The sequence below is a fragment of the Chitinolyticbacter albus genome (genome assembly GCF_024437655.1).
Classification (GTDB): domain Bacteria; phylum Pseudomonadota; class Gammaproteobacteria; order Burkholderiales; family Chitinibacteraceae; genus Chitinolyticbacter; species Chitinolyticbacter albus.
In genome coordinates, this window is sequence record NZ_JANBVF010000008.1 from 95,113 (window position 1) to 115,845 (window position 20,733).

The following is a 20,733-nucleotide window of genomic DNA, read 5'->3' on the forward strand; positions in this document are numbered from 1 at the left end:
GCATCCCCCTCCCTTGATCGATGGCTGCCAGCTTGGCAGAGACCACCGGCCAGCCATATAGCGACTAACCCCGCCCTGGCCGTTTCAAAAGCCGTGCGCGGCAATCTTCCACCAGCGGCGCACACACGGGACAGACGCTGCGATGCCGCGCATCCCGCGTTTGACACGTCGATTCAGCCTGGATCAACGCAACTTTCTCCGGGCTGACCAAGTGGCCGAATCGGGCTAACATGCGAGTCCAGTCCCTTGCGGAGTACGCTGCCATGAAACGTCTGCTGATCATCTTAGGTCTAGTCACGCTGCTGTCCGGCTGTAGCTACAACACCATGCAGGCGCAGGACGAAGCCGCAAACGCAGCCTGGTCCGAGGTACTCAACCAGTATCAGCGCCGCGCCGATCTGGTACCCAATCTGGTCAACGTAGTGAAGGGTTATGCCGCGCACGAGAAGGAAGTGTTGACCGAAGTCACCGAGGCGCGCGCGCGCGTGGGCGCGATCCAGGCAACTCCAGAGCTGGTGAATGACGAAGCGGCCTTTGCCAAGTTTCAGGAGGCGCAGGCCGGCATGACGTCCGCGCTGTCGCGACTGATGGTGGTGGTGGAGCGTTATCCGGACCTCAAGGCCAACGAGAACTTCCGCGACCTCTCCTCGCAGCTGGAAGGCACCGAGAACCGCATCACCGTGGCGCGCAACCGCTACATCGAACGCGTCCGCGAATACAACACCACCGTGCGCTCGTTCCCGAGCAATCTCACCGCCATGGCGTTCAGCCTCAAGACCAAGCCCAACTTCAGCGTCGAGAACGAGAAGGCCATCTCGAGTGCGCCCAAGGTCGATTTCGGCGGCGGCGACGCCAAGTGATGCGCCATGCCTGCGCCCTGCTGCTGCTGTTCGCGTGCTGGCTGGCACCCGCCTGGGCGGAAGTGGCCGTCCCAACGCTCACGGCCCGGGTCACCGATGAAACCGGAACGCTGACTGCGACCGAGCGCGAGGCGCTGGAACGCAAGCTTGCCGCCTTCGAAGCGCGCAAGGGCAGCCAGATCGCCGTGCTGATGGTGCCGAGCACGCTGCCCGAGAACATCGATCAGTATTCGATCCGGGTGGTCGAGCGCTGGCGGCTCGGTCGCAAGGGCGTCGACGATGGCGTGCTGCTGCTGGTGGCGAAGGAAGATCGCAAGGTGCGCATCGAAGTCGGTTACGGCCTGGAAGGCGCGCTGACCGACGGCCGCAGCAGCCGCATCATCCGCAACGTGATCCAGCCGGCGTTCCGCGCGGGCGATTTCCATGGCGGCCTCAATGCGGCGACCGACCAGTTGATCGCCGTCATCGATGGCGAGCCGCTACCCGAGGCCGAACAGGCTCGCCCCGCGGTCGGGCGCGACCTCTCGCTGTTCGGGCTGCACCCCATCGTGTTGCTGGGCATCCTGTTTGGCGGCGTCATCCTGTCGAAGATCGCCGGCAACTGGATAGGCAGCGGCGGCGTGGCAGGCGTCAGCGCGATGGCGGCCCTCGTTGGCGGGCAATCGCTAGTGGCTGCGGGCGGGCTGATTGCACTGATGGTGATCGCGTTGATGGTCGTGCGCACGGGGCTCTTCATCGACCTCTTGGGCCTGCTGTTCAGCCACGGCCGCGGTGGCACCCGCATCGGTGGTGGCGATGGCTTTGGCGGCGGCTTCGGTGGCGGTGGCGGTGGGTTTTCCGGCGGCGGCGGCGGATTCGGCGGCGGCGGCGCCTCGGGAGGATGGTGATGGATCAGCGACGACTGTGGCTTAACCTCAAGCCTTGCCGCTCACTGCGGTATTTCAACGCAGCCGCCATGGCTCGGCTGGAAGCGGCGATCGCGGCGGCGGAAACCGGGCATCGGGGCGAGCTGCGCCTCGTGATCGAACGACGTTTGCCATTGGCCGGCGCCTTGCGCGCTCAGCCGGTACGCGATCGCGCGGTGCAGTGGTTCTCCGACCTGCATGTGTGGGACACCGAACACAACACCGGCGTCCTGCTCTACCTGTTGCTGTCCGAGCGGCGCCTCGAGCTGGTTGCCGATCGCGGCATCGCCGCCGCGGTGCCCGATGCGCGCTGGCAAGCGATCTGTGCCGACCTGATCGGCGCCCTCGCCGCCGGCCACTACGTGGACGGCATTAGCCACACGATCGAGCAACTGGGGGCGCTGATGGCCGCACATCATCCGCTCGACGCCCAGGCGCCGAACCGGGATGAACTGCCCAATCAACCGGTAGTGCGCTGACTACGTAGTACGCCGACTACCAGTGGTCGCCCATGCGGCGACCGACGCTGGCGCGGCGCTCGTTGCCGTTCAGCACCATGTTCATCCAGCGCCAGAGTTCCTGGTCATTGTCCGGTGTCTCGCGTCGTTCATCGCTACGACGCTCACCCGCTTGTCGAGGCTGCGCCTCGCGCGTCTGCTTGTCGGCCATCTGTGTTTTCCCCACTCGTGTGCATGCAACCCCAATCGTTGGTGACGACCTGGCTACAACCGCAGGTGTAGGTCCTGCACCTCGCCTTACCCGCCCTCTTACCACGTTCCGAATGACAAACGGCAAACCCCCGTTTGTCGCATCATTTCCACAGCCCATCTGCATGACAGAAAAAGTAAGAATCCCACTTACTTCAGGTCGGCACTGCGTTACAGCCTTACGGAATGCCGTAAACTTTCATTTATCAGAAATCGCTTTCATTGACGGCAACATGGCGTCTGCACAAGACTACAGCCACGTTTGCGCAATTCCAGCGCGGCGGCGCGCCAGCTGTCTTGTTGGCAGCGGCGGTAACCAAAATGGATGGAGAGTTCAATCGTGGATACAAATAAGAAACGCCGCCGCGCGGCCGTTCCTGCATTGCTGCTTTGCGGCCTGCTGGGCGGCGCCGGTCTGATCACCAGCCTGCCCGCGCACGCGGCGGCAGCCTGGGCCGAAGGCAACACCTATACCGCGGGCACCGTGGTGACTTACAACGGCAAGGACTACAAGGCGCTGGTCACCCATTCGGCGTACCCGGGCACCAACTGGAACCCGGCGGCAACGCCGACGCTGTGGACACCGACCGGCGGCTCGTCGGCTCCGTCGCCTTCCAATCCCACCCCCGCACCGAACCCGACGCCGGCGCCGAGCTCGGGCGGCAGCTGCAACGCCGCCACCTGGACCCATGGCGTGAACTACAGCCTCGGCACCGTGGTGCGCTATACCAACGGCAACTACTACAAGGTGGTGAACGTCGGCGCCAACGGCAGCGAGGGCACCGATCCGACCATCAGCACCTGGGACTGGCAACCGACCACCTGCTCCGGGGGCGGCACGCCCAACCCGACGCCGGCTCCGAACCCCACGCCGGCCCCGAGCTCGGGCTGCAACGCCCCCCCCTGGAGCCGCGGCGTGAACTACAGCCTCGGCACCGTGGTGCGCTATCCCACCGGCAACTACTACAAGGTGGTGAACGTCGGCGCCACCGGCAGCGATGGCACCGATCCGACCATCAGCACCTGGTACTGGCAACCGACCACCTGCTCCGGCGGTGGTACGCCCAACCCGACGCCGACTCCTGGCACCGGCGGCGGTTTCGTGGTCAGCGAAGCCGACTTCAACCGCATGTTCCCGGGCCGCAACTCGTTCTACACCTACCAGGGTCTCGTGAACGCGCTGTCGGCCTATCCGCAGTTTGCCAATACCGGCAGCGATACCACCAAGCGCCAGGAAATCGCCGCGTTCCTCGCCAACATCGACCATGAAACCGGTGGCCTCGTCCACATCGAGGAAATCGCCAAGGGTGAGTACTGCGACCGCGGTGCATGGGGCGCTCCATTCCCCTGCGCACCGGGCAAGCGCTACTACGGTCGTGGCCCGATCCAGCTGAGCTGGAACCCGAACTACGGCCTCGCCGGCCAGGCGCTGGGCTTGCCGCTGTTGGCCGACCCGGATCTGGTGGCACGCGATGCCACTGTGGCTTGGAAGACGGCGATTTGGTACTGGATGACCCAGACCGGCCCAGGCACGATGACACCGCATAATGGCATCGTGAACGGCTTTGGCTTTGGTGCGACCATACGCAGTATCAATGGCTCGCTCGAGTGCGACGGCCGCAATCCGGCGCAGGTGCAAAGCCGCGTAGCCAAGTATCTGAGCTTCACCCAGATCCTGGGCGTGACCTCGGGCAACAACCTCAGCTGCTGATACCCATCGTGTCGGCAATGGAACGGCCACCCTAGGGTGGCCGTTTTTTTGTTTGAGTGCGCTCAGCCCAGCTGGGCGTGCACGTCGGAGAGCGCCAGCAATTCGATGAGTTGATCCACCGAATAACCACGCTCTGCCGCAAGCTGCACCAGTTGATCGCGCAGCTCGCGCTTCTTGCGCGTCACTGCGATCTTGTCCTGTGTTTCGCGCTCTGCCTGGGCGCGCAGCAATTGCCAGTTTTCATCCTGGTTAACAAACAATTCGGAGGGATGGGAATACGCCCCTTCAGTCATCGAAACATCCTGTGCAATGGTATACGGTCGGTCAGGCTGTAAGGTAAGGGTGAAAGCTTACTATTTCAAGTCCACCCTGCCCTTATCTGTTGTCGCCCAAGCCCGCCGCGGCACAATGTGAATCTTTACCTGGCAGCGGCAGGGCTCAATCGTGCTTGCCCTTCCCTTTGCCGTGGCCCTTGCCGTGCTGGCCATGGCCATTGTCGTGATGCCCGTGACCAGGATGAGCCTCACGATAACGCGGCGCATATACATCGTTGTACCAACTGTCCTGCACGAAATAAACCGGGCGATTGCAAGCGCTGTAACGGCTGCAATGCTTTTTCCAGTTCTTGGCATGGCCCGGCGGCACGCGCAGGTAGACCGGCGAGTAACGCTGTGGCTGCTGCACCACCACGATAGGCTGCGGATAAACGAGCTCGGGGCGCGGGTAATTGCCGATTTCGATCCGGCCGTAGAAATGTGGATCCCCTACCGTCACCGATACGCCCACTTCCGCCTGCGCCAACGGGCCGGCGGCAAGCAATGCACAGGCAATCCAGAGTCGTTTCATCGTGTTTCTCCTTCTATCGCAATCGCGGGCCATCGCCCGCAAGGTATCCGTGCCAATATTAGTATCCGATAGAACGCTGAAATGGCAGTGCCTAGTTCACAGGGCCCGAGCCTTTGTGAAGTGGGTTAACTGGCGTGATCGATCACAGGCCTGCGTCGCCTCACGCGGCGCTGAGGAGAGGATATGAGCAATCCACTGCGCATCGGTATCATCGGTTGCGCCGAATACACCCATGGCAGGATGTGGGCCCGGCAGTGGCATCAGGAAGCTCAGCATGGCCTCGTTGCCGCGCGGCTGTGGGATGCCGATGTGCGCGTAGCCACGGCGCTGGCGGAGGAAATTAGCGCCGAGGTGGCGGCAACGCCGCAAGCGGTGGCCGACAACTGCGATGGCGTGGTGATCGCCACGCTGCAACCCGCTGACTACCTGGGGCTGGCCACGCCACATCTGGCCGCAGGCCGGCGCGTCTTCCTCAACCGGCCACTGGCTGGCAGCCTGGCCGATGCCCGATCGCTGTTCGCGCTGGCCGATACGCACGGCGCGGCGGTGTATTCAGCCTCGGCGCTATTGCACACGCACGCGGCATCACGCATCCGAGCCACCTTGGCCGAGATCGGCACCTTGCGCTATTTCTCGCTGGTCGGCCCCACCGACACCGCGGACTGGTACCTGCCCCATCTCTATGCGTGCCTTGCGAGCACGTTGGGGCCGGGATTGGCCCGCGTGGTCCACGCCGACCTGCCGTGCCACGCAGGCGATCCGCACCGCCTCGCTGGCCCCGCCACGGTGATAGTCGAATACGCGACCGACAGCCCGCTGGGTGCGGTGCGCGGCACGCTGACGCTGATCGGGCCCGGCAGCGACTGGTACGGCTTCACCCTCAAGCTGTATGGCAGCAGCGGCGCTTCGGCCGAGCTCGATTTCGATGTCGGGTATGCGCTCTTGTTTGACGCAATGCGGTGCTTCTTCCTCGACGGTGCCGCGCCGCTACCACGCGCGCTGATGCTGGAGCAGGTTGCCGCCCATTACGCCACCTTGCAGGCTGCAACGAGCGGGCAGGCCGTCACGCTGGAGACGTCTCGATGAGCCCCGCCCCGCTCGCCGTCGGCTTGATCGGCTGCGGTCAGTTCGGTCGCTTCCTGGCCCAGGTGGCCATCGGCACCGGCCGTATCCGCATCAAAGCGGCCTGCGACCAGGATGCGCAACGCGCTGCCACGCTGGCGACGGAACTGTCTGCGGTGGCGTGCGACGACATCGCCGCGGTGTGTGCGCGGCCCGATGTCGACGCCGTGCTGATCGCGACGCCACCAGCCCTGCATGCCGAACATGCGATTACCGCGCTGCGGGCGGGCAAGCAGGTGTTTCTGGAAAAGCCGATGGCACTGAGCGAGGCGGATTGCGCCGCGATCAACCAAGCCTGCGCCGCATCGGGGCGGCAGCTGATGGTGGGGCACGTGCTGCGCTGGTTCGAGCCATACCGTGCAATTGCTGCGGCCTACCGGTCCGGACAGTTGGGACGCGCGCTACATGGCAGCTTCTGGCGGCTGGAGCACGATTTCCTGCGGATCGCGCCATGGAAAGGCCAGCGCGCCGGCAGCGGCGGCTACCTGTTCGAGGTCGCCGCCCACGAACTCGACTGGCTGCGCAGCGTGTTCGGCGAAGTGCAATCCATTGCGACCGCGATCGACAAGCGCCTGCCCTCGGCGCATGAGCTGGAGGACCGGGTCGCTTTGCAACTGGGCTTTGCCGACGGCTTTGGCGTGCACTACCTCGGTGGCACCGGCTTTTCCGCCAACAGCCACGGTTTCTGCCTGCGCTTCGAGCACGCGACCATCGAAAGCGACGCGGCGTTCGATCCGGCGCGGGTCCGCATCACTCAGCATGGAGCGCACCCGATCACGCTCGACTTCAGCCAAACCAATCCCTATCGGGCCGAGCTCGATGCCTGGCTGGACAGCTTGGCGCAGCAGCAAGCGATGCCGGTTACCGGTGCGGATGCGGCGGCCACCGTGGCGTTGATTGCCAGCGCCTATCGCGCCGCCGGCTGGTAATGCCGGATTCGGCCTACAACGCGGCGCAGCAGCGCGCGGACAGCGGCATATCGGGCTTCGGCTTAGGCTGGCGTTACCGCTTACCCGGAGAACTGCCATGCTGAAATGGGCTCTGATCTTCTTCATCGTTTCGCTGATTGCCGGTGTCTTCGGCTTTACCGGCATCGCCAGTGGCGCCGCAGCGATTGCACAAGTGTTGTTCTACATCGCCATCGCCCTGTTCCTGATCTTCCTGGTGCTGGGCCTGACCGTGTTCAAAAGCATTACCAAATAGACCCCCTGCCTAACGGCGGCCTTGTGGCCGCCGTTCTGCCGTTCATCGGCGCTACCGTTTCCGTCATGCCGGTGCAACGCCGGTGATCGTTGGCCTGATCCTTTCCCATAAAACCATTTGTCAACTTGCGAATCGCGAACATTGTCGCGCCCCCGTTGCGTGAGTGAAATCGCCTCCGCGCCTCCGCATCATCGCGGAGCGAAATCGAAAAAACCGGAGGAGTGTGGACAATGCGGGGACTCAAACATCTGATCCTGCCGCTGTCGCTGGGGCTGATCTCGGCGACGACACTGGCAAACAGCAACTTTCTCAAGACTGATGGCCGCCTGGTGCGTAACGGCAATGGCGATGTGGTCTACCTGCGCGGGGTGAACCTCGGCGGCTGGTTCGTGCATGAGCCATGGATGACGCCGCTGCAGGGCGCCAATGACGAATGGACGATGCGCCAGACGCTGACCAACCGCTTTGGCGCGGCCCAGGCACAGGCGTTGATCAACACCTATCGCGACAGCTGGATCAAGGAACAGGATTTCCAGAAGATTTCCGAAGTGGGCATGAACGTGGTGCGGCTGCCGCTCTACTGGCAGGACTATATGAACCTGGACGGCAGCTGGAAATACAATGCCCAGGGGCAGATCGACTTTGCCTCGATCGAGAAAGCCGTGGAATGGGCGCGCAAGCACAGGCTCTATGTGATCCTGGACCTGCACGGTGCCCCCGGCTCGCAAAACGGCCAGGACCATTCCGGCAAGATCGGCAGCGCCGATTTGTGGAAGAATGAAAGCTACCGGCAGATGACGGTGAACTTTTGGCGCGAGCTGGCACGGCGCTTCGCCGGCAACGCCACCGTGGCCGGCTACGACGTGCTGAACGAGCCTTCCGAGAACTTTCCGTCGCAGGCATCCGGCCCCAGCGTCTGGAACCTGTACGACCGCGTCTACGACGCGATCCGCGCCGTGGATCCGGACCACATCATCATTCTGGAAGGCATCTGGGACTGGGCAGCCATCCCGCATCCCAACAGCTACGGCTGGTCCAACGTGATCTACGAGTTCCATTACTACCTGTGGGGCAACGACAACAACAGCGCGGCCCAGGCGAGCTTTGTCGAGAGCAAGATCAACCAGGAACAGCAATACCTCGGCTACAACGTGCCGCACTACGTCGGCGAGTTCAATTTCTTCGGTTTGAAGGACGGCTGGGACTACGGCCTGCGGCGCTATAACGAGGCCGGCTGGCACTGGACCAACTGGAGCTACAAGGCCACCAATATGGGCAACTGGGCGCTCTACAACGGCACCAACGCCGCGGCCAACAAGCCCAATGTCGCGACCGACAGCTACGCCACCATCGAGAGCAAATGGCGCAACTGGGATACCGACGCCCATATGGCACCCAATCAGGGTCTGATCGACAGCCTGAGGACCGCCGTACGCAGCGGCAACGGCCTGATCCGCAACCTGCCCTACAGCGGCAGCATCCTGGCGAGCAGCACCATCGAGGCCGAGTACGCCTACCAGCAGCGCGGCACCTCGCAGGAAGGCGGCGTCGTCGGCTACTTCGACAACGGCGACTGGCTGCGCTTTATCGACGTGAACTTCGGCAGCGGCGCCAACCGCCTGCGCCTGCGCCTGGCCGTCGATGCGGCCTACGCTGGCAAGCAGATCGAGCTGCGGCTCGGCAGCCCGACCGGCACCTTGCTGGCCACCCATACCGTGGCCAGCACCGGCGGCTGGGGCAACTACGCCGAGCAGGTGGTCAACCTGAGTCAGAACGTGTCCGGCATCCAGAACGTGTACCTGGTCGGCAAGGGCGGCGACGGCATCGCCAACCTGGACTGGCTACGCTTCGAAAGCAGTGCCGTCACACCGACGCCGACACCAACAGCGTCTCCAACACCAACGCCGGTCACTCCGATGCCGACCGCAACGCCGGCACCGACCCCTGTCACCCCTGCCCCCGTCACGCCACTGCCCAGCCTGTGCTACGCAGCGTGGGGCACTGGCGCTGTCTATATGGCCGGTCAGCGTGTCACCCATGCCGGGCGCAACTACGAAGCCAAGTGGTGGACCCAGGGTGACAACCCGGCGCAAGCGGGGAACTGGGGCGTGTGGCGCAATCTGGGCGTCTGCGGCAGCACGCCAGCCACGCCGGCACCCACACCGCTGCCCACACCTGTCGCCACGCCGCGCCCCACATCGCAACCCACACCGGTCGGCCAGGTCTGCAATGCGGCCTGGCGCGAAGGCGACAACTACACCACTGGCCAGCAGGTGAGTTACAACGGCCACAACTACGTGGCGCTGGTCAGCCACACCGCGTATGTCGGCACCGGTTGGAACCCGGCCGCGTCACCGACCTTGTGGCACGAGCTGGGCGCCTGCTGAACGGCAGTGCCCTATTCGTAGAGCTTGCCGCTGTAGAGCAGCATGGCGCAGCGCTTCCACGGCGAGGCATCGCGCAGGCCTTGGGTGCGACCGAGCTGGGTGGTTTCGCCCCAGGCCAGCGCCGCCTCGAGAAAGGCGGCGATGCCCTGGGCCTGCCACCCGGTGTTCTCGCCCTGCTCCTGGGCCAGGCGGTCCGCGTGCAACGCGGCGACGAAGGCGAGGAAACTCGCCTCGTCGGTGACAGCCTGCAATTGGTCATATAGCGTCGCGCTCATGCTTGCTCCGTGGGTCGGCGCGGCGTGCCCTGCCATTCGCGCCAGAAATCGATCAGGCAGCGCAGCTTGGCCGGCAGTTGCCGCCGCGATGGATAGTAGAGGTAGAAACCCGGCCAAATCGGGCAAGCGGCCTGCAACACCGGAATCAACCGCCCCTGCGCCACTGCCGCTTCGACGAGGCCGGAGAACGTGTAGGCGAGGCCAAAGCCGTGCTCGGCGAGCCAGGGCATCGAGGCACTGTCGCTGACGGTGAGCGGCCCGTCGATCTCCACCTCCACCTCGCGGCCGTCGCGCAGCAGCTCCCAGCGATAGATGGCGCCGGTCGACTGGAAGCGGTAGCGGATGCAGCGATGCTGTCGCAGGTCCTCGATGCGCTGTGGCGGCGGGTGCTGCGCGAAATACCCTGGGCTGCCGACGATGGCCACCTGCTGCGTCGCCATCAGTGGCATCGCCACCATATCGCCCTCGACCGATTCGCCAAGCCGGATGCCGGCGTCGAACCCCTGCGCCACGATATCGACGAAACGATCCTCCTGGCTGAGGTCCAGCCGGATCTGCGGATAGCGTGCCATGAATACACGCAGCCCCTCCCCCAGCAGCGGCAGCGTGCTGCGCGGCAAGGTCAGCCGCAGCGTGCCGGCCGGCTGATCGCGAAACTCGTCGAGCATCGCCCCGGCCGCAAGCACATCGGCCATCGCCGGTGCCACTTGCGCGTAGTAGCGCTCGCCCGCCTCGGTCAGCCCCACGCTGCGCGTGGTCCGGTGCAACAGACGCACGCCCAGCCGGGTTTCCAGCGACTTCACCGCCAGACTGACCGCCGGCGGCGTCACCTCCAGCTGCGCCGCAGCAGCGGTGAAGCTGCGCTTTTGCACCACCGTGACAAAGGCGACGATGCCGTCGAGTTGATCCAGCCTCATTGGTAAACACTGCTTAACAAGTTGAGAAGATTATGGCCATTTTTCCGCGCAGTGTGGCGAACTAAGCTGCGCAGGTGTTCCAGCCCATTCACTTTCAGGAGCAACACCATGGCCATCGATCGTTACTACACCCTGGGCCGCACCGGCCTGCGCGTCAGCCGCCTCTCGCTCGGCGTCATGACCTTCGGCACCGAATGGGGCTGGGGTTCGGACAAGGCTGCGGCGCAGCGCGTGTTCGATCTCTACCTCGACGCCGGCAGCAATTTCTTCGATACCGCCGACGTCTACACCAACGGCACCAGCGAGAACTGGCTCGGCGAGTTCGTCGCGGCCCGCCAGGCGCGCGACCAGGTGGTGCTGGCGAGCAAGTTCACCTTCAACCTGGGCGAGCGCAATGCCAACGGCGGCGGCAACGGGCGCAAGAACATCCTGCGTGCGGTGGAGGGCTCGCTGAAGCGACTCGGCACCGATTACCTCGACGTCTACTACCTGCACGCCTGGGACCAGATCACCCCGGCCGAGGAAGTGATCCGCACGCTGGATGATCTGGTCAGTTCCGGCAAGGTGCGTCATATCGGGCTGTCGGATGTACCGGCCTGGTACGCGGCGCGGATGCAGACGCTGGCCGAATGGCGCGGCTACGAGCCGATTTCCGCCTTGCAGCTGCAATACTCGCTGGTCGAGCGCAACCTGGAGCACGAGTACACCCGGCTCGCCACCGAACTGGGCATGGGCATCACCGTGTGGAGCCCGCTGGCGAGCGGCCTCTTGTCCGGCAAGTACCGACCCGGCACGATCCCGGAAGGGCGGCTCGCCGTGATGCAGGACAACGGCAACCCGGCGTTCCAGCATCTGACCGAGCGGAACTGGACCATCGTTGCCGAACTGGAACGGGTGGCCAACGAGATCGATCGGCCGATGAACCAGGTGGCGCTCAACTGGGTGGCCAACCGCCCGGGCGTCGCCAGCGTGATCGCCGGCGCCAGCAAGCCCGAACAGCTGCAATCAAACCTGCAGGCGCTCGATTTCACGCTGCCAACCGAGCTTATCGCGCGGCTCGACGCGATCAGCGCCCCCAGTGTGCCCTTCCCCTACTACTTCTTCACCAATGCCATGCAGGGCATGATCTACGGTGGCGCCACGGCCGGCGACAAGCCGGAAGGCTATCGCGCACCGGTACTGGTGAGCGGCACCGGCAGCGGCGTGAGCTAATTCCGTCGCCACCAACAAAAACGGCACCGCATGAGCGGTGCCGTTTTGCCATGCCGATGTGGGTTACAGCGCAGCGACCACGGCGTCGCCCATCGCCGAGCAGCTCACCTTCTCGGTGCCGGCCTCGTAGATATCGGCCGTGCGCAGGCCACGGGCCAGCACCGCCTTCACCGCGTTCTCCACGCGCACCGCGCGTGCCTCGTCGTTCAGGCTGTAGCGCAGCAACATCGCCAGCGACAAAATGGTCGCCAGCGGGTTGGCCACATCCTTGCCGGCGATATCGGGTGCCGAACCATGGCTGGGCTCATAGAGGCCCTTGTTGTTGGCGTCGAGCGACGCGGAGGGCAGCATGCCGATCGAGCCGGTCAGCATCGAGGCTTCGTCCGAAAGGATGTCGCCAAAGATATTGCCGGTGACCATCACATCGAACTGCTTGGGCGCGCGCACCAGCTGCATCGCGGCGTTATCCACATACATGTGGCTGAGTTCGACGTCCGGATATTGCTTGGCGACGTCGGTGACGATTTCCTTCCAGAACTCGGTGGTCTCCAGCACATTGGCCTTGTCGACCGAGCACAGCTTCTTGCCACGCTTTTGTGCGGCCTGGAACGCGACATGCGCGATGCGGCGGATTTCCGACTCGGCGTAGAGCATGGTGTTGAAGCCTTCACGCTCGCCGTTGTCGTTCACGCGCACGCCACGCGGCTGGCCAAAATAGATGTCGCCGGTCAGCTCGCGCACGATCAGGATGTCGAGGCCGCTCACCACTTCGGGCTTCAGCGTCGACGCGTTCGCCAATTCCGGGTACAGGATGGCCGGGCGCAGATTGGCAAAGAGGTTGAGGTCCTTGCGGATGGCCAAAAGGCCGCGCTCCGGGCGCAGCGGGCGATCGAGCTTGTCATACTGCGGGCCACCGACGGCGCCCAAGAGAATGGCATCGGCTTCACGCGCAAGCTTCTGGGTGAACTCGGGGTACGGTGCGCCGTAGGCGTCATAAGCCGCGCCACCGAGCGGTGCTTCGCTGATCTCGACGGTCAGGCCGCCCTCGATCAGCTGGTTCAGGACCTTCTTGGCTTGGGCGACGATTTCCGGGCCGATGCCATCGCCGGGGAGGATAAGGACTTTCATGACATGTCTCGTAGCTAGAAATTAAATGTTCTCGTGTCGCAGTCTTATTGCACCAACGCCACTTCGCATTCGTAACGCCCGCCGGCAGAATTGCTCCGTACCGTCTTGGCCGACGTAATCACATTGCGATTGCGATCGATCACGATGGAAAAAGTCAGGCGGATCGGATCATGGTGGCCATACAGGCTAAGTCCTTCCTCCCGGCCCTTAGCCGAAATGGAGGTGATGGCACCGCTGTCCGAACGCTGGGTATAGCTGAGGCGCATTGTGACCTCGTCACCATCCTTGCCCAAGATCTTGCGCTTGTAGTCGGCTCGCCCGCTACCGGCCTCGGACAAAATACGGCTGGCATCAAGCAGCCGATCACCCTGGCTCACATCGGTCATTGCGCCAAGCAAGCAATCGTGAACGTCTGTGCCGGGATTGACCAGGCTCCAGCCGGAGCCATTGGGGCGCAATCTCACCTCACCCTTGCTATTGCCCAAGGCACGAACCCGATAGCGTATTTCCGCGGAAGGCGCCAATGTCGGCACTGGAGAAGGAGTAACCGTTGCTGCCATCGGTTTCGCCGCTTGAGGCGTGACGACAGGCGTAGCTTGAGGGGTCACTACCGGCGTTGGCCGTTGCAGCCTCGCAAGCTTGATTTTGGCCAGTTCGGAATACACACCGTCCGGATAACGCTCCAGATATGCACGGAACTCGGCTTCGTCCTTGCTATCTTTGATGGTTTCCCAAAACAAGATCTGGGCCTCTTCCGAGTCACCAATACGTGAGGATTTTGGCGCCGAATAGCTGGGGGTGGCCAGGACAATGCCAACAAAAACCACGAGTAAAATTTTTAAAACCCGGTCAAACATGCATTTCATTCCGATATTCCATTAATACCGCTGGTGCTGCCTACACCTTCAAGGCATCTCGCGTAACAAAAGAAGAGGGGCGTTCGAAGAACAGCCTGCACAGGCCTGCTTGGCCTGGGCGACAATTTCCGGGCCGATACCATCGTCCGGGAGGATGCGGACTTTTTCATGACACACATCTCCACGTCTGGTAAACAACCGCAACAACAATGGCCACGAGCAAAATAATCAATGCAAGTTGAGTTAGTGCTATCAGTCCCCAGAGCAGGCGGAGATAGGCGCGATAGGCCGCCGAGTGCAAAGGGCGATCAATTTCCGCTCTGATGGCCTGCAACGAATCAATGTCGAACGGCAAAAACCAGCTGCATAGCCATGCAGCAAGCAGGACCGTCCAATCCGCCATCACCCGCAGCGCCCGAGGCATGTTCTTACTCGACAAATAAAAAGCGGCAGCGGCCATAGGCACGTTGCCGCTTTGCCGGGACGCTTAGTGCGAAACCTTGTACTCGACGTCGCAATCGGTCATCACGATCACGCGTGGGTGGGTTTGCAGCAGCGAAGCCGGCACCTGGGTGGTGATCGGGCCGTTCAAGGTGCGATCGAGGATCTCGGCCTTTTCCTGGCCCTTCACCACCAGGAGGATCATCTTGGCCTGCATGATGGTGCCCATGCCCATGGTCACCGCGTGCGTCGGCACTTCATCGAGGCTGTTGAAGAAGCGCTTGTTCGCTTCGCGCGTCTCTTCCTTCAACGTGACCTTGTAGGTGAAGCGCGACAACTCGGTATCAGGCTCGTTGAAACCGATGTGGCCGTTATGGCCGATACCCAACAGTTGCAAATCAACTGGGCCTTGCTGATACAGCATTTCGTCGTAGCGGCGGCATTCGGCGTCCACGTCGGCGGCGTTGCCGTTGGGAACATGGGTGTTGCCCGCCTTGATGTCGATATGATCGAACAGGTTGCGCTGCATGAAGGCGCGGTAGCTTTCCGGGTGCGTGATCGGCAGGCCGACGTATTCATCGAGGTTAAAGGTGCGCGCTTCCTTGAAGCTCACCAAACCCGCCTGATAGGTCTTGACGATTTCCTTGTACAACCCGACCGGAGTGCCACCGGTGGCCATGCCGAGCGCGGCATTGGGCTTGCTGCGCACCACCGAGATGATGAGATCGGCGGCGGCACGGTCGAGATCGCTTTGGCTTTTGAATTTATGCAGGATCATGGTCTTGTACGCTTTCCAGGCAGGCTAGGTCATAAACCTTATAAGTATAAAGGGCCTTGGGCAAGGCCGGTTGACCTTGCCCAAGAAACGGCAGCGGCTACTCGACAAACAGCCAGGGCTGGCGCGCGCGATACGCGGCTTCGAAGGTCTTGATCTCGTCGGCATGCTGCAGCGTCAGGCCGATCTCGTCGAGCCCATTGAGCAGACAATGCTTGCGATGCGTGGTGATATCGAAACCGAACGAGGCCCCGGACGGCGTCGTCACCGTCTGCGCCGCCAGGTCGACATTGAGGCGATAACCATCGCCTGCCTCGGTTTCACGGAACAACTGGTCGACCACGTCGGCCGGCAACACGATGGGCAGCAGGCCGTTCTTGAAGCAGTTGTTGAAGAAGATATCGGCAAAACTCGGCGCGATCACGACGCGAAAGCCGTAATCGTCGATGGCCCAGGGCGCATGCTCGCGCGACGAGCCGCAGCCGAAGTTCTCACGCGCCAGCAGCACCTGCGCGCCGGCATAGCGTGGGAAATTCAGTACGAATTCCGGGTTGATCGGTCGGCCGCTGTTGTCCATGCCCGGTTCGCCGTGATCGAGGTAGCGCCACTCATCGAACAGGTTGGGGCCGAACCCCGAGCGCTTGATCGACTTGAGGAACTGCTTCGGAATGATGGCGTCGGTGTCGACGTTGGCCCGGTTGAGCGGACAGACGAGGCCGTTGAGTTGGGTGAATGCTTTCATCTGGTTGCCTTTATTTCGCCGACTTTTCTTCGATCTGGTCGCCCAGCTTCTTGAGATCCTTGCCAAAGCCGTGGACCGTATTGCAGCCCGACAGCGCTGCCAACGCCGCACATGCGGCCAGGATCAGGGCAAAACGCTTCATCGCTCGGCGCCCCCTTACCATTGGCGCACATCGACGAAATGGCCGGCGATTGCTGCCGCCGCTGCCATCGCCGGGCTCACGAGGTGGGTACGCCCACCCTGCCCTTGCCGGCCTTCGAAGTTGCGGTTGCTGGTCGAGGCACAGCGCTCGCCCGGCTCCAGCCGGTCGGCGTTCATCGCCAAACACATCGAGCAACCCGGCTCGCGCCATTCGAACCCCGCTGCGATGAACACCTGGTCGAGGCCTTCGGCTTCGGCCTGCGCCTTCACCAGGCCCGAGCCCGGCACCACCAGCGCGAGCTTCACGTTGTCCGCCTTCTTGCGGCCACGGGCGATTGCCGCTGCGGCGCGCAGATCCTCGATCCGGCTGTTGGTACAGGAACCGATGAATACCTTGTCGATGGCGATCTCGGTGATCGGCGTCTCCGCCGACAGGCCCATATACTGCAAGGCACGCTCGGCGCTGTTCTTCTTCACCGCGTCGGATTCGGCCGCCGGATTGGGCACGCGCGCGCCGATCGCCACCACCTGCTCCGGGCTGGTGCCCCAGGTGACTTGCGGCTCGATATCTGCGGCCGGCAATTCCACGACTGCATCGAATACAGCGCCGTCATCCGACACCAGCGTCTTCCAGTATTCAACCGCCGCATCCCAAGTGGCGCCGGTCGGGGCGAACGGGCGTCCCTCTACATAATCAATGGTGATCTGGTCGACCGCCACCATGCCGGCGCGAGCACCAGCCTCGATCGCCATATTGCACAACGTCATCCGACCTTCCATCGACAGGGAGCGGATCGCGCTGCCGCCGAATTCGACCGCATAACCGGTACCGCCAGCGGTGCCAATCTTGCCGATGATGGCGAGTGCCACGTCCTTGGCAGTGACGCCAGCGCCAAGCTCGCCTTCCACCTTGATCAACATGGCCTTGGATTTCTTGGCGACCAGCGTCTGCGTGGCGAGCACGTGCTCGACTTCCGAGGTGCCGATGCCGTGCGCCAACGCGCCAAACGCGCCATGGGTGGAGGTGTGGCTGTCGCCGCACACCACCGTCATGCCGGGCAAGGTGGCGCCGTTTTCCGGGCCGACCACGTGCACGATGCCCTGCTTCTTGTCCTTGAACGGGAAATAGGCCAAGGCGCCGAAGAACTTGATGTTGGCGTCCAGCGTTTCCACCTGCTGGCGCGAGATCGGGTCCTTGATGCCTTCGTCCCAATGATCGGTCGGCGTGTTGTGGTCGGCCGTGGCCACTACCGAGCTGACGCGCCACGGCTGGCGCTGCGCGGTGCGCAGACCTTCGAACGCCTGCGGGCTGGTCACTTCATGGATCAGGTGGCGATCGATATAGATCAGACAGGTGCCGTCTTCTTCCTGACGCACCACGTGCGAATTCCAGAGTTTGTCGTACAGCGTTTGCGCGCTCATGGCCGGTTTCCGTTGCAGGGCGATGTGCCTATGGGATGCGAGAGTATGCGCATCGCTCCACGACAACAAGGCCAGTGTTTATACTGGTATAAATTGTAATTGGTAACAGGATAAATACAGGTAGAGAGGGAGTTGCAGCTGGTCGCGCCAGGCATCAGGCTAGCGCCGCCTACCTAGCCCTTCCTTTTACCCCCAAGGCGCTAGAGGCCTCAGAGCTAAAGGATTGAACAACGATGCCCACCATACGCCGCAAGGAATTGGGTGACTTCCTGATCGCCCATCGCCAGAAATGCCCGCCCGCCGCGTTCGGTTTCCCTGCCGGCACGCGACGCCGCACTACCGGCTTGCGTAGGGAAGAAGCCGCCCAGCTCGCCGGCATCAGCCCGACCTGGTACGCCTGGATCGAACAGGGGCGCGACATCAATGTCTCCAGCGATGCGCTCGACCGGCTTGCCACCGCTCTGCGCATGGACCGCACCCAGCGCGCCTACCTGTTCGAGCTCGCCGGCCGGCTCGATACCCGGCCGGCGCCGCCGGAGCAGGCCCTGCCCGTCAGCCTGTTCGAGCAATTGCTTGCCGACATGCACACCCCCGCCTACGTGCTCGGTCGATTGTGGGATGTGCTGGCGTTCAACCCGCAGGCAGCGCAATTGTTTACCGGCTGGCTCGACCAGCCTGGCCCGCATAACCTGCTCGACTATGTGTTTCTCAATCCCAGCGCGCGCGAGCTGGTCGAAGACTGGGAAGCGCGCGCGCGTCGGCTGGTGGCGGAATTCAGGGCCGACCGGCGCAGCCACCTCGATGATCCGGCACTCGAAGAGTTCGTCTCTCGCCTGGCCGCCGCCAGCGGCAGCTTCGCCGAATACTGGCGCCGCCACGACGTACTGGAGCGCCAGGGGGGAGTGCGTGGTTTTCACCATCCGCAGCATGGGCATTTGAGCTACCAGCAGCTGACCTTTCGCCTCGTCGATCACGACGAGTTCAAGCTGGTGGTGCTGACCCGTGCCGGCTGACGCAGGCGGCGCCAAGCTGGCACAATTCGCGACTATCCCACCTAGGAAAACCATGCGCGTCCTGATCACCTTGCTGTTCGCCATGTGCGGCTTGCCATCGTTCGCTGCCGATTGCCGCAGCGTCGCGACAGAGCTCGCCAGCCACTATCGACTGAACGACAAGGAATTGACCGAGGTGCTGCAGACGCTGACTCGCGAACAACGGCTACCGCCCCGCTTCGTCACCAAACAGCAGGCGCGCGCTGCGGGCTGGCAGCCAGGCCAGGACCTGTGGCGGATCCTGCCCGGTCACAGCATCGGCGGCGACCGCTTCGGCAATCGCGAACGGCGGCTGCCCACGGGCGACTACCGCGAAGCCGATCTCGACTACCAAGGTGGCAAGCGCAATGCCAAGCGCCTCGTCTACCAGGTACCTGGCCGTCGCTACCTGACCGTCGATCACTACCAGCGTTTCGTCGAGATTCCCGCCTGCCGTTAACGGTGCGAATCGCGTTACAGTAGCCCTACGGGGCCACAGGCACCTGTTACAAAACGACAAGGAGGATGGAACATGGCTGAACCTCGCCGCGCGGTGCTGAACAACATCCGCAGCATGAACGACATCTACGACCAGTTGGCGCGCCAGCTGGGTTTTCCCGCCGATTTCGGCCGCAACCTCGACGCGCTGCACGACGTGTTGACCGGTAGCCTCGAAGGCCCCGTGCAGATCGTCTGGCGCGGCTGCCTGCAAGCGTTGCCCGTCCTGGGCCAGGAGCAGTTCGAGGCGCTGCTTGCCACCTTCAACGATGTGGCGGGCGAGCGCAGTGATGTCGAGGTGATGATCGGCTAATCCAAAGTAAAGCGCGCAACCGAAGTTGCGCGTTTTGACTCACATCCCTTTCGAATCCATCCAGTAGGCATCCGCTTCATCCAGCACCTCGCTTCGAAGCCCGGTCTGCGTCTGTAGCTGCGCCATGGCGATCTCCTGCGGTAGCAAAGGGCGCCAGCTTCGTCCCCGCCGGTATCCGCGCGCAAGTTCGATATGCTCCGGCAGCTTGGACAACGCAACCGCTTGCGCTTGGGCCAGCGAGCGATGATTCGCACCGCCTGCGGCGACCGGATTCGCAAGCTGCAAACCATCGTCTTCCCAATCACAGACCGGGCAGATCGAGTAGGAGCCGTAGGCTTCTTCGAACGTCAGAAATCCACAGCACGGGCAAGGCAGGTCGTGCATACGGTGTCGCTCAGTTGTCCTTCAACGACTCGATCAGCTCCAATTCTTCCTCGCTGAATCCCGCCGCCCGCCGGGCGGCGTAATTAAGACGTCCCTTCAGTCGCGGTGCCTCATGCTCGCGCAACAAACTCACGAAAGTGGCCACCGGATCGAGGCCGCGTAGCGCACAACAATGGTGATACCAGCGATTGCCGACGCGCACGTGACCTACCTCGTCGCGCAGGATCACGTCCAGTATCTCGCAGGCCCGCAGATCCCCCGACTGCTTGAGCTTCTCGCGTATGCCCGGTGTCACGTCCAGCCCGCGCGCCTCCAGGATGCGCGGCACCAGCGCCATGCGCACCATCACGTCGTGATCGGTCTTGAGTGCCATCTCCCACAAGCCGTTGTGCGCCGGAAAGTCGCCATAGACGTAACCCATGCCGTAGAGATGCTCGGCCAGCAGTGTGAAATGCAGCGCCTCCTCGCGCGCCACTTGCAACCAGTCACGGTAGTACGCGTCGGGCATGCCGGCGAAACGGTAGACCGCGTCGAGCGCCAGGTTGATCGCGTTGAATTCGATGTGGGCGATCGCATGCAGCAGCGCCGCCCGCCCTTCTTCGGTGGCGACATTGCGTTGCACCAGCGCCGTCGGCGCAACGAGTTCGGGCCGCACTGGTCGGCCCGGCACGGCCACTCGTTCGACACCCAGTTCCGCTTCGACGGCGGCGTGTGGTGCGATCGCGGCAACGGCAGTGAGCTTGGCTGCCGGATCGTCCAGCATCAGCGCCCGATAAGCCGTGGCACGCAGAGCCAAGGGCGATGTCAAATCCGTTTCGATTTCCATGATTTCTGGTGCTGTTCACGATTCTGCTTT

26 protein-coding genes are annotated in these 20,733 nt (G+C 63.1%); 12 read left to right on the forward strand and 14 right to left on the reverse strand.

The window, feature by feature from the left end:
- The first annotated feature begins 263 nt into the window (after nucleotides 1-263).
- Genes NLI84_RS06840 through NLI84_RS06850 form a run of 3 tightly spaced genes read left to right on the forward strand, consistent with a single transcriptional unit; the run spans nucleotide 264 to nucleotide 2,244 of the window.
- Nucleotides 264-860 carry a LemA family protein gene (locus NLI84_RS06840; protein ID WP_255989153.1) on the forward strand — a complete coding sequence of 199 codons (597 nt, stop codon included), beginning with the start codon at nucleotides 264-266 and terminating at the stop codon, nucleotides 858-860.
- Nucleotides 860-1,747, forward strand: coding sequence for a TPM domain-containing protein (locus tag NLI84_RS06845; protein WP_255989154.1), 888 nt, complete (start codon nucleotides 860-862; stop codon nucleotides 1,745-1,747). Before NLI84_RS06840 ends, NLI84_RS06845 begins: the two co-directional genes overlap by 1 nt.
- The gene (locus NLI84_RS06850; RefSeq protein ID WP_255989155.1) at nucleotides 1,747-2,244 is read left to right on the forward strand and encodes a TPM domain-containing protein; all 498 of its coding nucleotides are present in this window, start codon (nucleotides 1,747-1,749) and stop codon (nucleotides 2,242-2,244) included. The genes NLI84_RS06845 and NLI84_RS06850 overlap by 1 nt, the downstream gene beginning before the upstream one ends.
- 16 nt (nucleotides 2,245-2,260) lie before the next feature.
- Here the strand turns inward: NLI84_RS06850 and NLI84_RS06855 are convergent, their stop codons facing one another.
- Nucleotides 2,261-2,434 (reverse strand): hypothetical protein, encoded by a 174-nt coding sequence (locus NLI84_RS06855; protein WP_255989157.1) that lies wholly within the window; start codon nucleotides 2,432-2,434, stop codon nucleotides 2,261-2,263.
- A 378-nt stretch (nucleotides 2,435-2,812) separates the two neighbouring features.
- Between NLI84_RS06855 and NLI84_RS06860 the strand changes: the two genes are divergently transcribed.
- Nucleotides 2,813-4,183: a glycoside hydrolase family 19 protein gene (locus tag NLI84_RS06860; protein ID WP_255989158.1), complete on the forward strand. Its 1,371-nt coding sequence runs from the start codon at nucleotides 2,813-2,815 to the stop codon at nucleotides 4,181-4,183.
- 62 nt (nucleotides 4,184-4,245) lie between these two features.
- Here NLI84_RS06860 and NLI84_RS06865 read toward each other — a convergent pair whose 3' ends face one another.
- Nucleotides 4,246-4,476 (reverse strand): hypothetical protein, encoded by a 231-nt coding sequence (locus NLI84_RS06865; RefSeq protein WP_255989160.1) that lies wholly within the window; start codon nucleotides 4,474-4,476, stop codon nucleotides 4,246-4,248.
- A gap of 145 nt (nucleotides 4,477-4,621) precedes the next feature.
- Nucleotides 4,622-5,029, reverse strand: coding sequence for a hypothetical protein (locus tag NLI84_RS06870; protein ID WP_255989161.1), 408 nt, complete (start codon nucleotides 5,027-5,029; stop codon nucleotides 4,622-4,624).
- A 183-nt stretch (nucleotides 5,030-5,212) separates the two neighbouring features.
- Between NLI84_RS06870 and NLI84_RS06875 the strand changes: the two genes are divergently transcribed.
- The 4 genes from NLI84_RS06875 to NLI84_RS18965 all read left to right on the forward strand — a co-directional run bounded on the left by NLI84_RS06875 (nucleotide 5,213) and on the right by NLI84_RS18965 (nucleotide 9,741).
- Nucleotides 5,213-6,115, forward strand: a complete 903-nt coding sequence (locus NLI84_RS06875) for a Gfo/Idh/MocA family oxidoreductase (protein ID WP_255989163.1) — start codon at nucleotides 5,213-5,215, stop codon at nucleotides 6,113-6,115.
- Nucleotides 6,112-7,080, forward strand: a complete 969-nt coding sequence (locus NLI84_RS06880) for a Gfo/Idh/MocA family protein (protein WP_255989164.1) — start codon at nucleotides 6,112-6,114, stop codon at nucleotides 7,078-7,080. Before NLI84_RS06875 ends, NLI84_RS06880 begins: the two co-directional genes overlap by 4 nt.
- Nucleotides 7,081-7,177: 97 nt before the next feature.
- Complete coding sequence (locus tag NLI84_RS06885; protein WP_255989165.1) at nucleotides 7,178-7,354, forward strand: DUF1328 domain-containing protein; 177 nt, start codon at nucleotides 7,178-7,180, stop codon at nucleotides 7,352-7,354.
- Between the two features lie 230 nt (nucleotides 7,355-7,584).
- The gene (locus NLI84_RS18965) at nucleotides 7,585-9,741 is read left to right on the forward strand and encodes a cellulase family glycosylhydrolase (protein WP_284699846.1); all 2,157 of its coding nucleotides are present in this window, start codon (nucleotides 7,585-7,587) and stop codon (nucleotides 9,739-9,741) included.
- Nucleotides 9,742-9,752: 11 nt separating this feature from the next.
- Here the strand turns inward: NLI84_RS18965 and NLI84_RS06900 are convergent, their stop codons facing one another.
- Nucleotides 9,753-10,016: a hypothetical protein gene (locus tag NLI84_RS06900; RefSeq protein WP_255989167.1), complete on the reverse strand. Its 264-nt coding sequence runs from the start codon at nucleotides 10,014-10,016 to the stop codon at nucleotides 9,753-9,755.
- Nucleotides 10,013-10,933, reverse strand: a complete 921-nt coding sequence (locus NLI84_RS06905; RefSeq protein WP_255989168.1) for a LysR family transcriptional regulator — start codon at nucleotides 10,931-10,933, stop codon at nucleotides 10,013-10,015. Before NLI84_RS06905 ends, NLI84_RS06900 begins: the two co-directional genes overlap by 4 nt.
- Before the next feature lie 108 nt (nucleotides 10,934-11,041).
- Here NLI84_RS06905 and NLI84_RS06910 point away from each other — a divergent pair, with 108 nt between their 5' ends.
- The gene (locus NLI84_RS06910; RefSeq protein WP_255989169.1) at nucleotides 11,042-12,145 is read left to right on the forward strand and encodes an aldo/keto reductase; all 1,104 of its coding nucleotides are present in this window, start codon (nucleotides 11,042-11,044) and stop codon (nucleotides 12,143-12,145) included.
- 63 nt (nucleotides 12,146-12,208) lie between these two features.
- Here NLI84_RS06910 and leuB read toward each other — a convergent pair whose 3' ends face one another.
- The 7 genes from leuB to leuC form a co-directional block, all read right to left on the reverse strand.
- A complete protein-coding gene (leuB, locus tag NLI84_RS06915) occupies nucleotides 12,209-13,273 on the reverse strand; it encodes a 3-isopropylmalate dehydrogenase (protein WP_255989170.1) in 1,065 nt (354 codons plus the stop codon).
- 44 nt (nucleotides 13,274-13,317) lie between these two features.
- The gene (locus NLI84_RS06920) at nucleotides 13,318-14,139 is read right to left on the reverse strand and encodes a hypothetical protein (protein ID WP_255989171.1); all 822 of its coding nucleotides are present in this window, start codon (nucleotides 14,137-14,139) and stop codon (nucleotides 13,318-13,320) included.
- 157 nt (nucleotides 14,140-14,296) lie between these two features.
- Nucleotides 14,297-14,590, reverse strand: a complete 294-nt coding sequence (locus NLI84_RS06925; protein ID WP_255989173.1) for a hypothetical protein — start codon at nucleotides 14,588-14,590, stop codon at nucleotides 14,297-14,299.
- A 27-nt stretch (nucleotides 14,591-14,617) separates the two neighbouring features.
- Nucleotides 14,618-15,349, reverse strand: coding sequence for a glucosamine-6-phosphate deaminase (gene nagB, locus NLI84_RS06930; protein WP_255989175.1), 732 nt, complete (start codon nucleotides 15,347-15,349; stop codon nucleotides 14,618-14,620).
- Nucleotides 15,350-15,446: 97 nt separating this feature from the next.
- Nucleotides 15,447-16,088, reverse strand: a complete 642-nt coding sequence (leuD, locus tag NLI84_RS06935; RefSeq protein ID WP_255989176.1) for a 3-isopropylmalate dehydratase small subunit — start codon at nucleotides 16,086-16,088, stop codon at nucleotides 15,447-15,449.
- Nucleotides 16,089-16,098: 10 nt separating this feature from the next.
- Nucleotides 16,099-16,230: an entericidin A/B family lipoprotein gene (locus NLI84_RS06940; protein WP_255989177.1), complete on the reverse strand. Its 132-nt coding sequence runs from the start codon at nucleotides 16,228-16,230 to the stop codon at nucleotides 16,099-16,101.
- A gap of 14 nt (nucleotides 16,231-16,244) precedes the next feature.
- On the reverse strand, nucleotides 16,245-17,651 hold the full coding sequence (gene leuC / locus NLI84_RS06945) for a 3-isopropylmalate dehydratase large subunit (RefSeq protein WP_255989178.1): 1,407 nt from the start codon (nucleotides 17,649-17,651) through the stop codon (nucleotides 16,245-16,247).
- A 233-nt stretch (nucleotides 17,652-17,884) separates the two neighbouring features.
- Between leuC and NLI84_RS06950 the strand changes: the two genes are divergently transcribed.
- The 3 genes from NLI84_RS06950 (at nucleotide 17,885) to NLI84_RS06960 (ending at nucleotide 19,493) form a co-directional block, all read left to right on the forward strand.
- The gene (locus NLI84_RS06950) at nucleotides 17,885-18,664 is read left to right on the forward strand and encodes a helix-turn-helix transcriptional regulator (protein WP_255989179.1); all 780 of its coding nucleotides are present in this window, start codon (nucleotides 17,885-17,887) and stop codon (nucleotides 18,662-18,664) included.
- A 52-nt stretch (nucleotides 18,665-18,716) separates the two neighbouring features.
- Nucleotides 18,717-19,142, forward strand: a complete 426-nt coding sequence (locus tag NLI84_RS06955; RefSeq protein ID WP_255989180.1) for a ribonuclease domain-containing protein — start codon at nucleotides 18,717-18,719, stop codon at nucleotides 19,140-19,142.
- Nucleotides 19,143-19,214: 72 nt separating this feature from the next.
- Complete coding sequence (locus NLI84_RS06960) at nucleotides 19,215-19,493, forward strand: barstar family protein (protein ID WP_255989181.1); 279 nt, start codon at nucleotides 19,215-19,217, stop codon at nucleotides 19,491-19,493.
- Between the two features lie 39 nt (nucleotides 19,494-19,532).
- On the opposite strand, the gene NLI84_RS06965 is transcribed toward NLI84_RS06960, so the two are convergent.
- A complete protein-coding gene (locus NLI84_RS06965; RefSeq protein WP_255989182.1) occupies nucleotides 19,533-19,877 on the reverse strand; it encodes a CPCC family cysteine-rich protein in 345 nt (114 codons plus the stop codon).
- A 10-nt stretch (nucleotides 19,878-19,887) separates the two neighbouring features.
- Nucleotides 19,888-20,703 (reverse strand): ferritin-like domain-containing protein, encoded by an 816-nt coding sequence (locus NLI84_RS06970; protein WP_373316912.1) that lies wholly within the window; start codon nucleotides 20,701-20,703, stop codon nucleotides 19,888-19,890.
- Nucleotides 20,704-20,733: the final 30 nt, after the last annotated feature.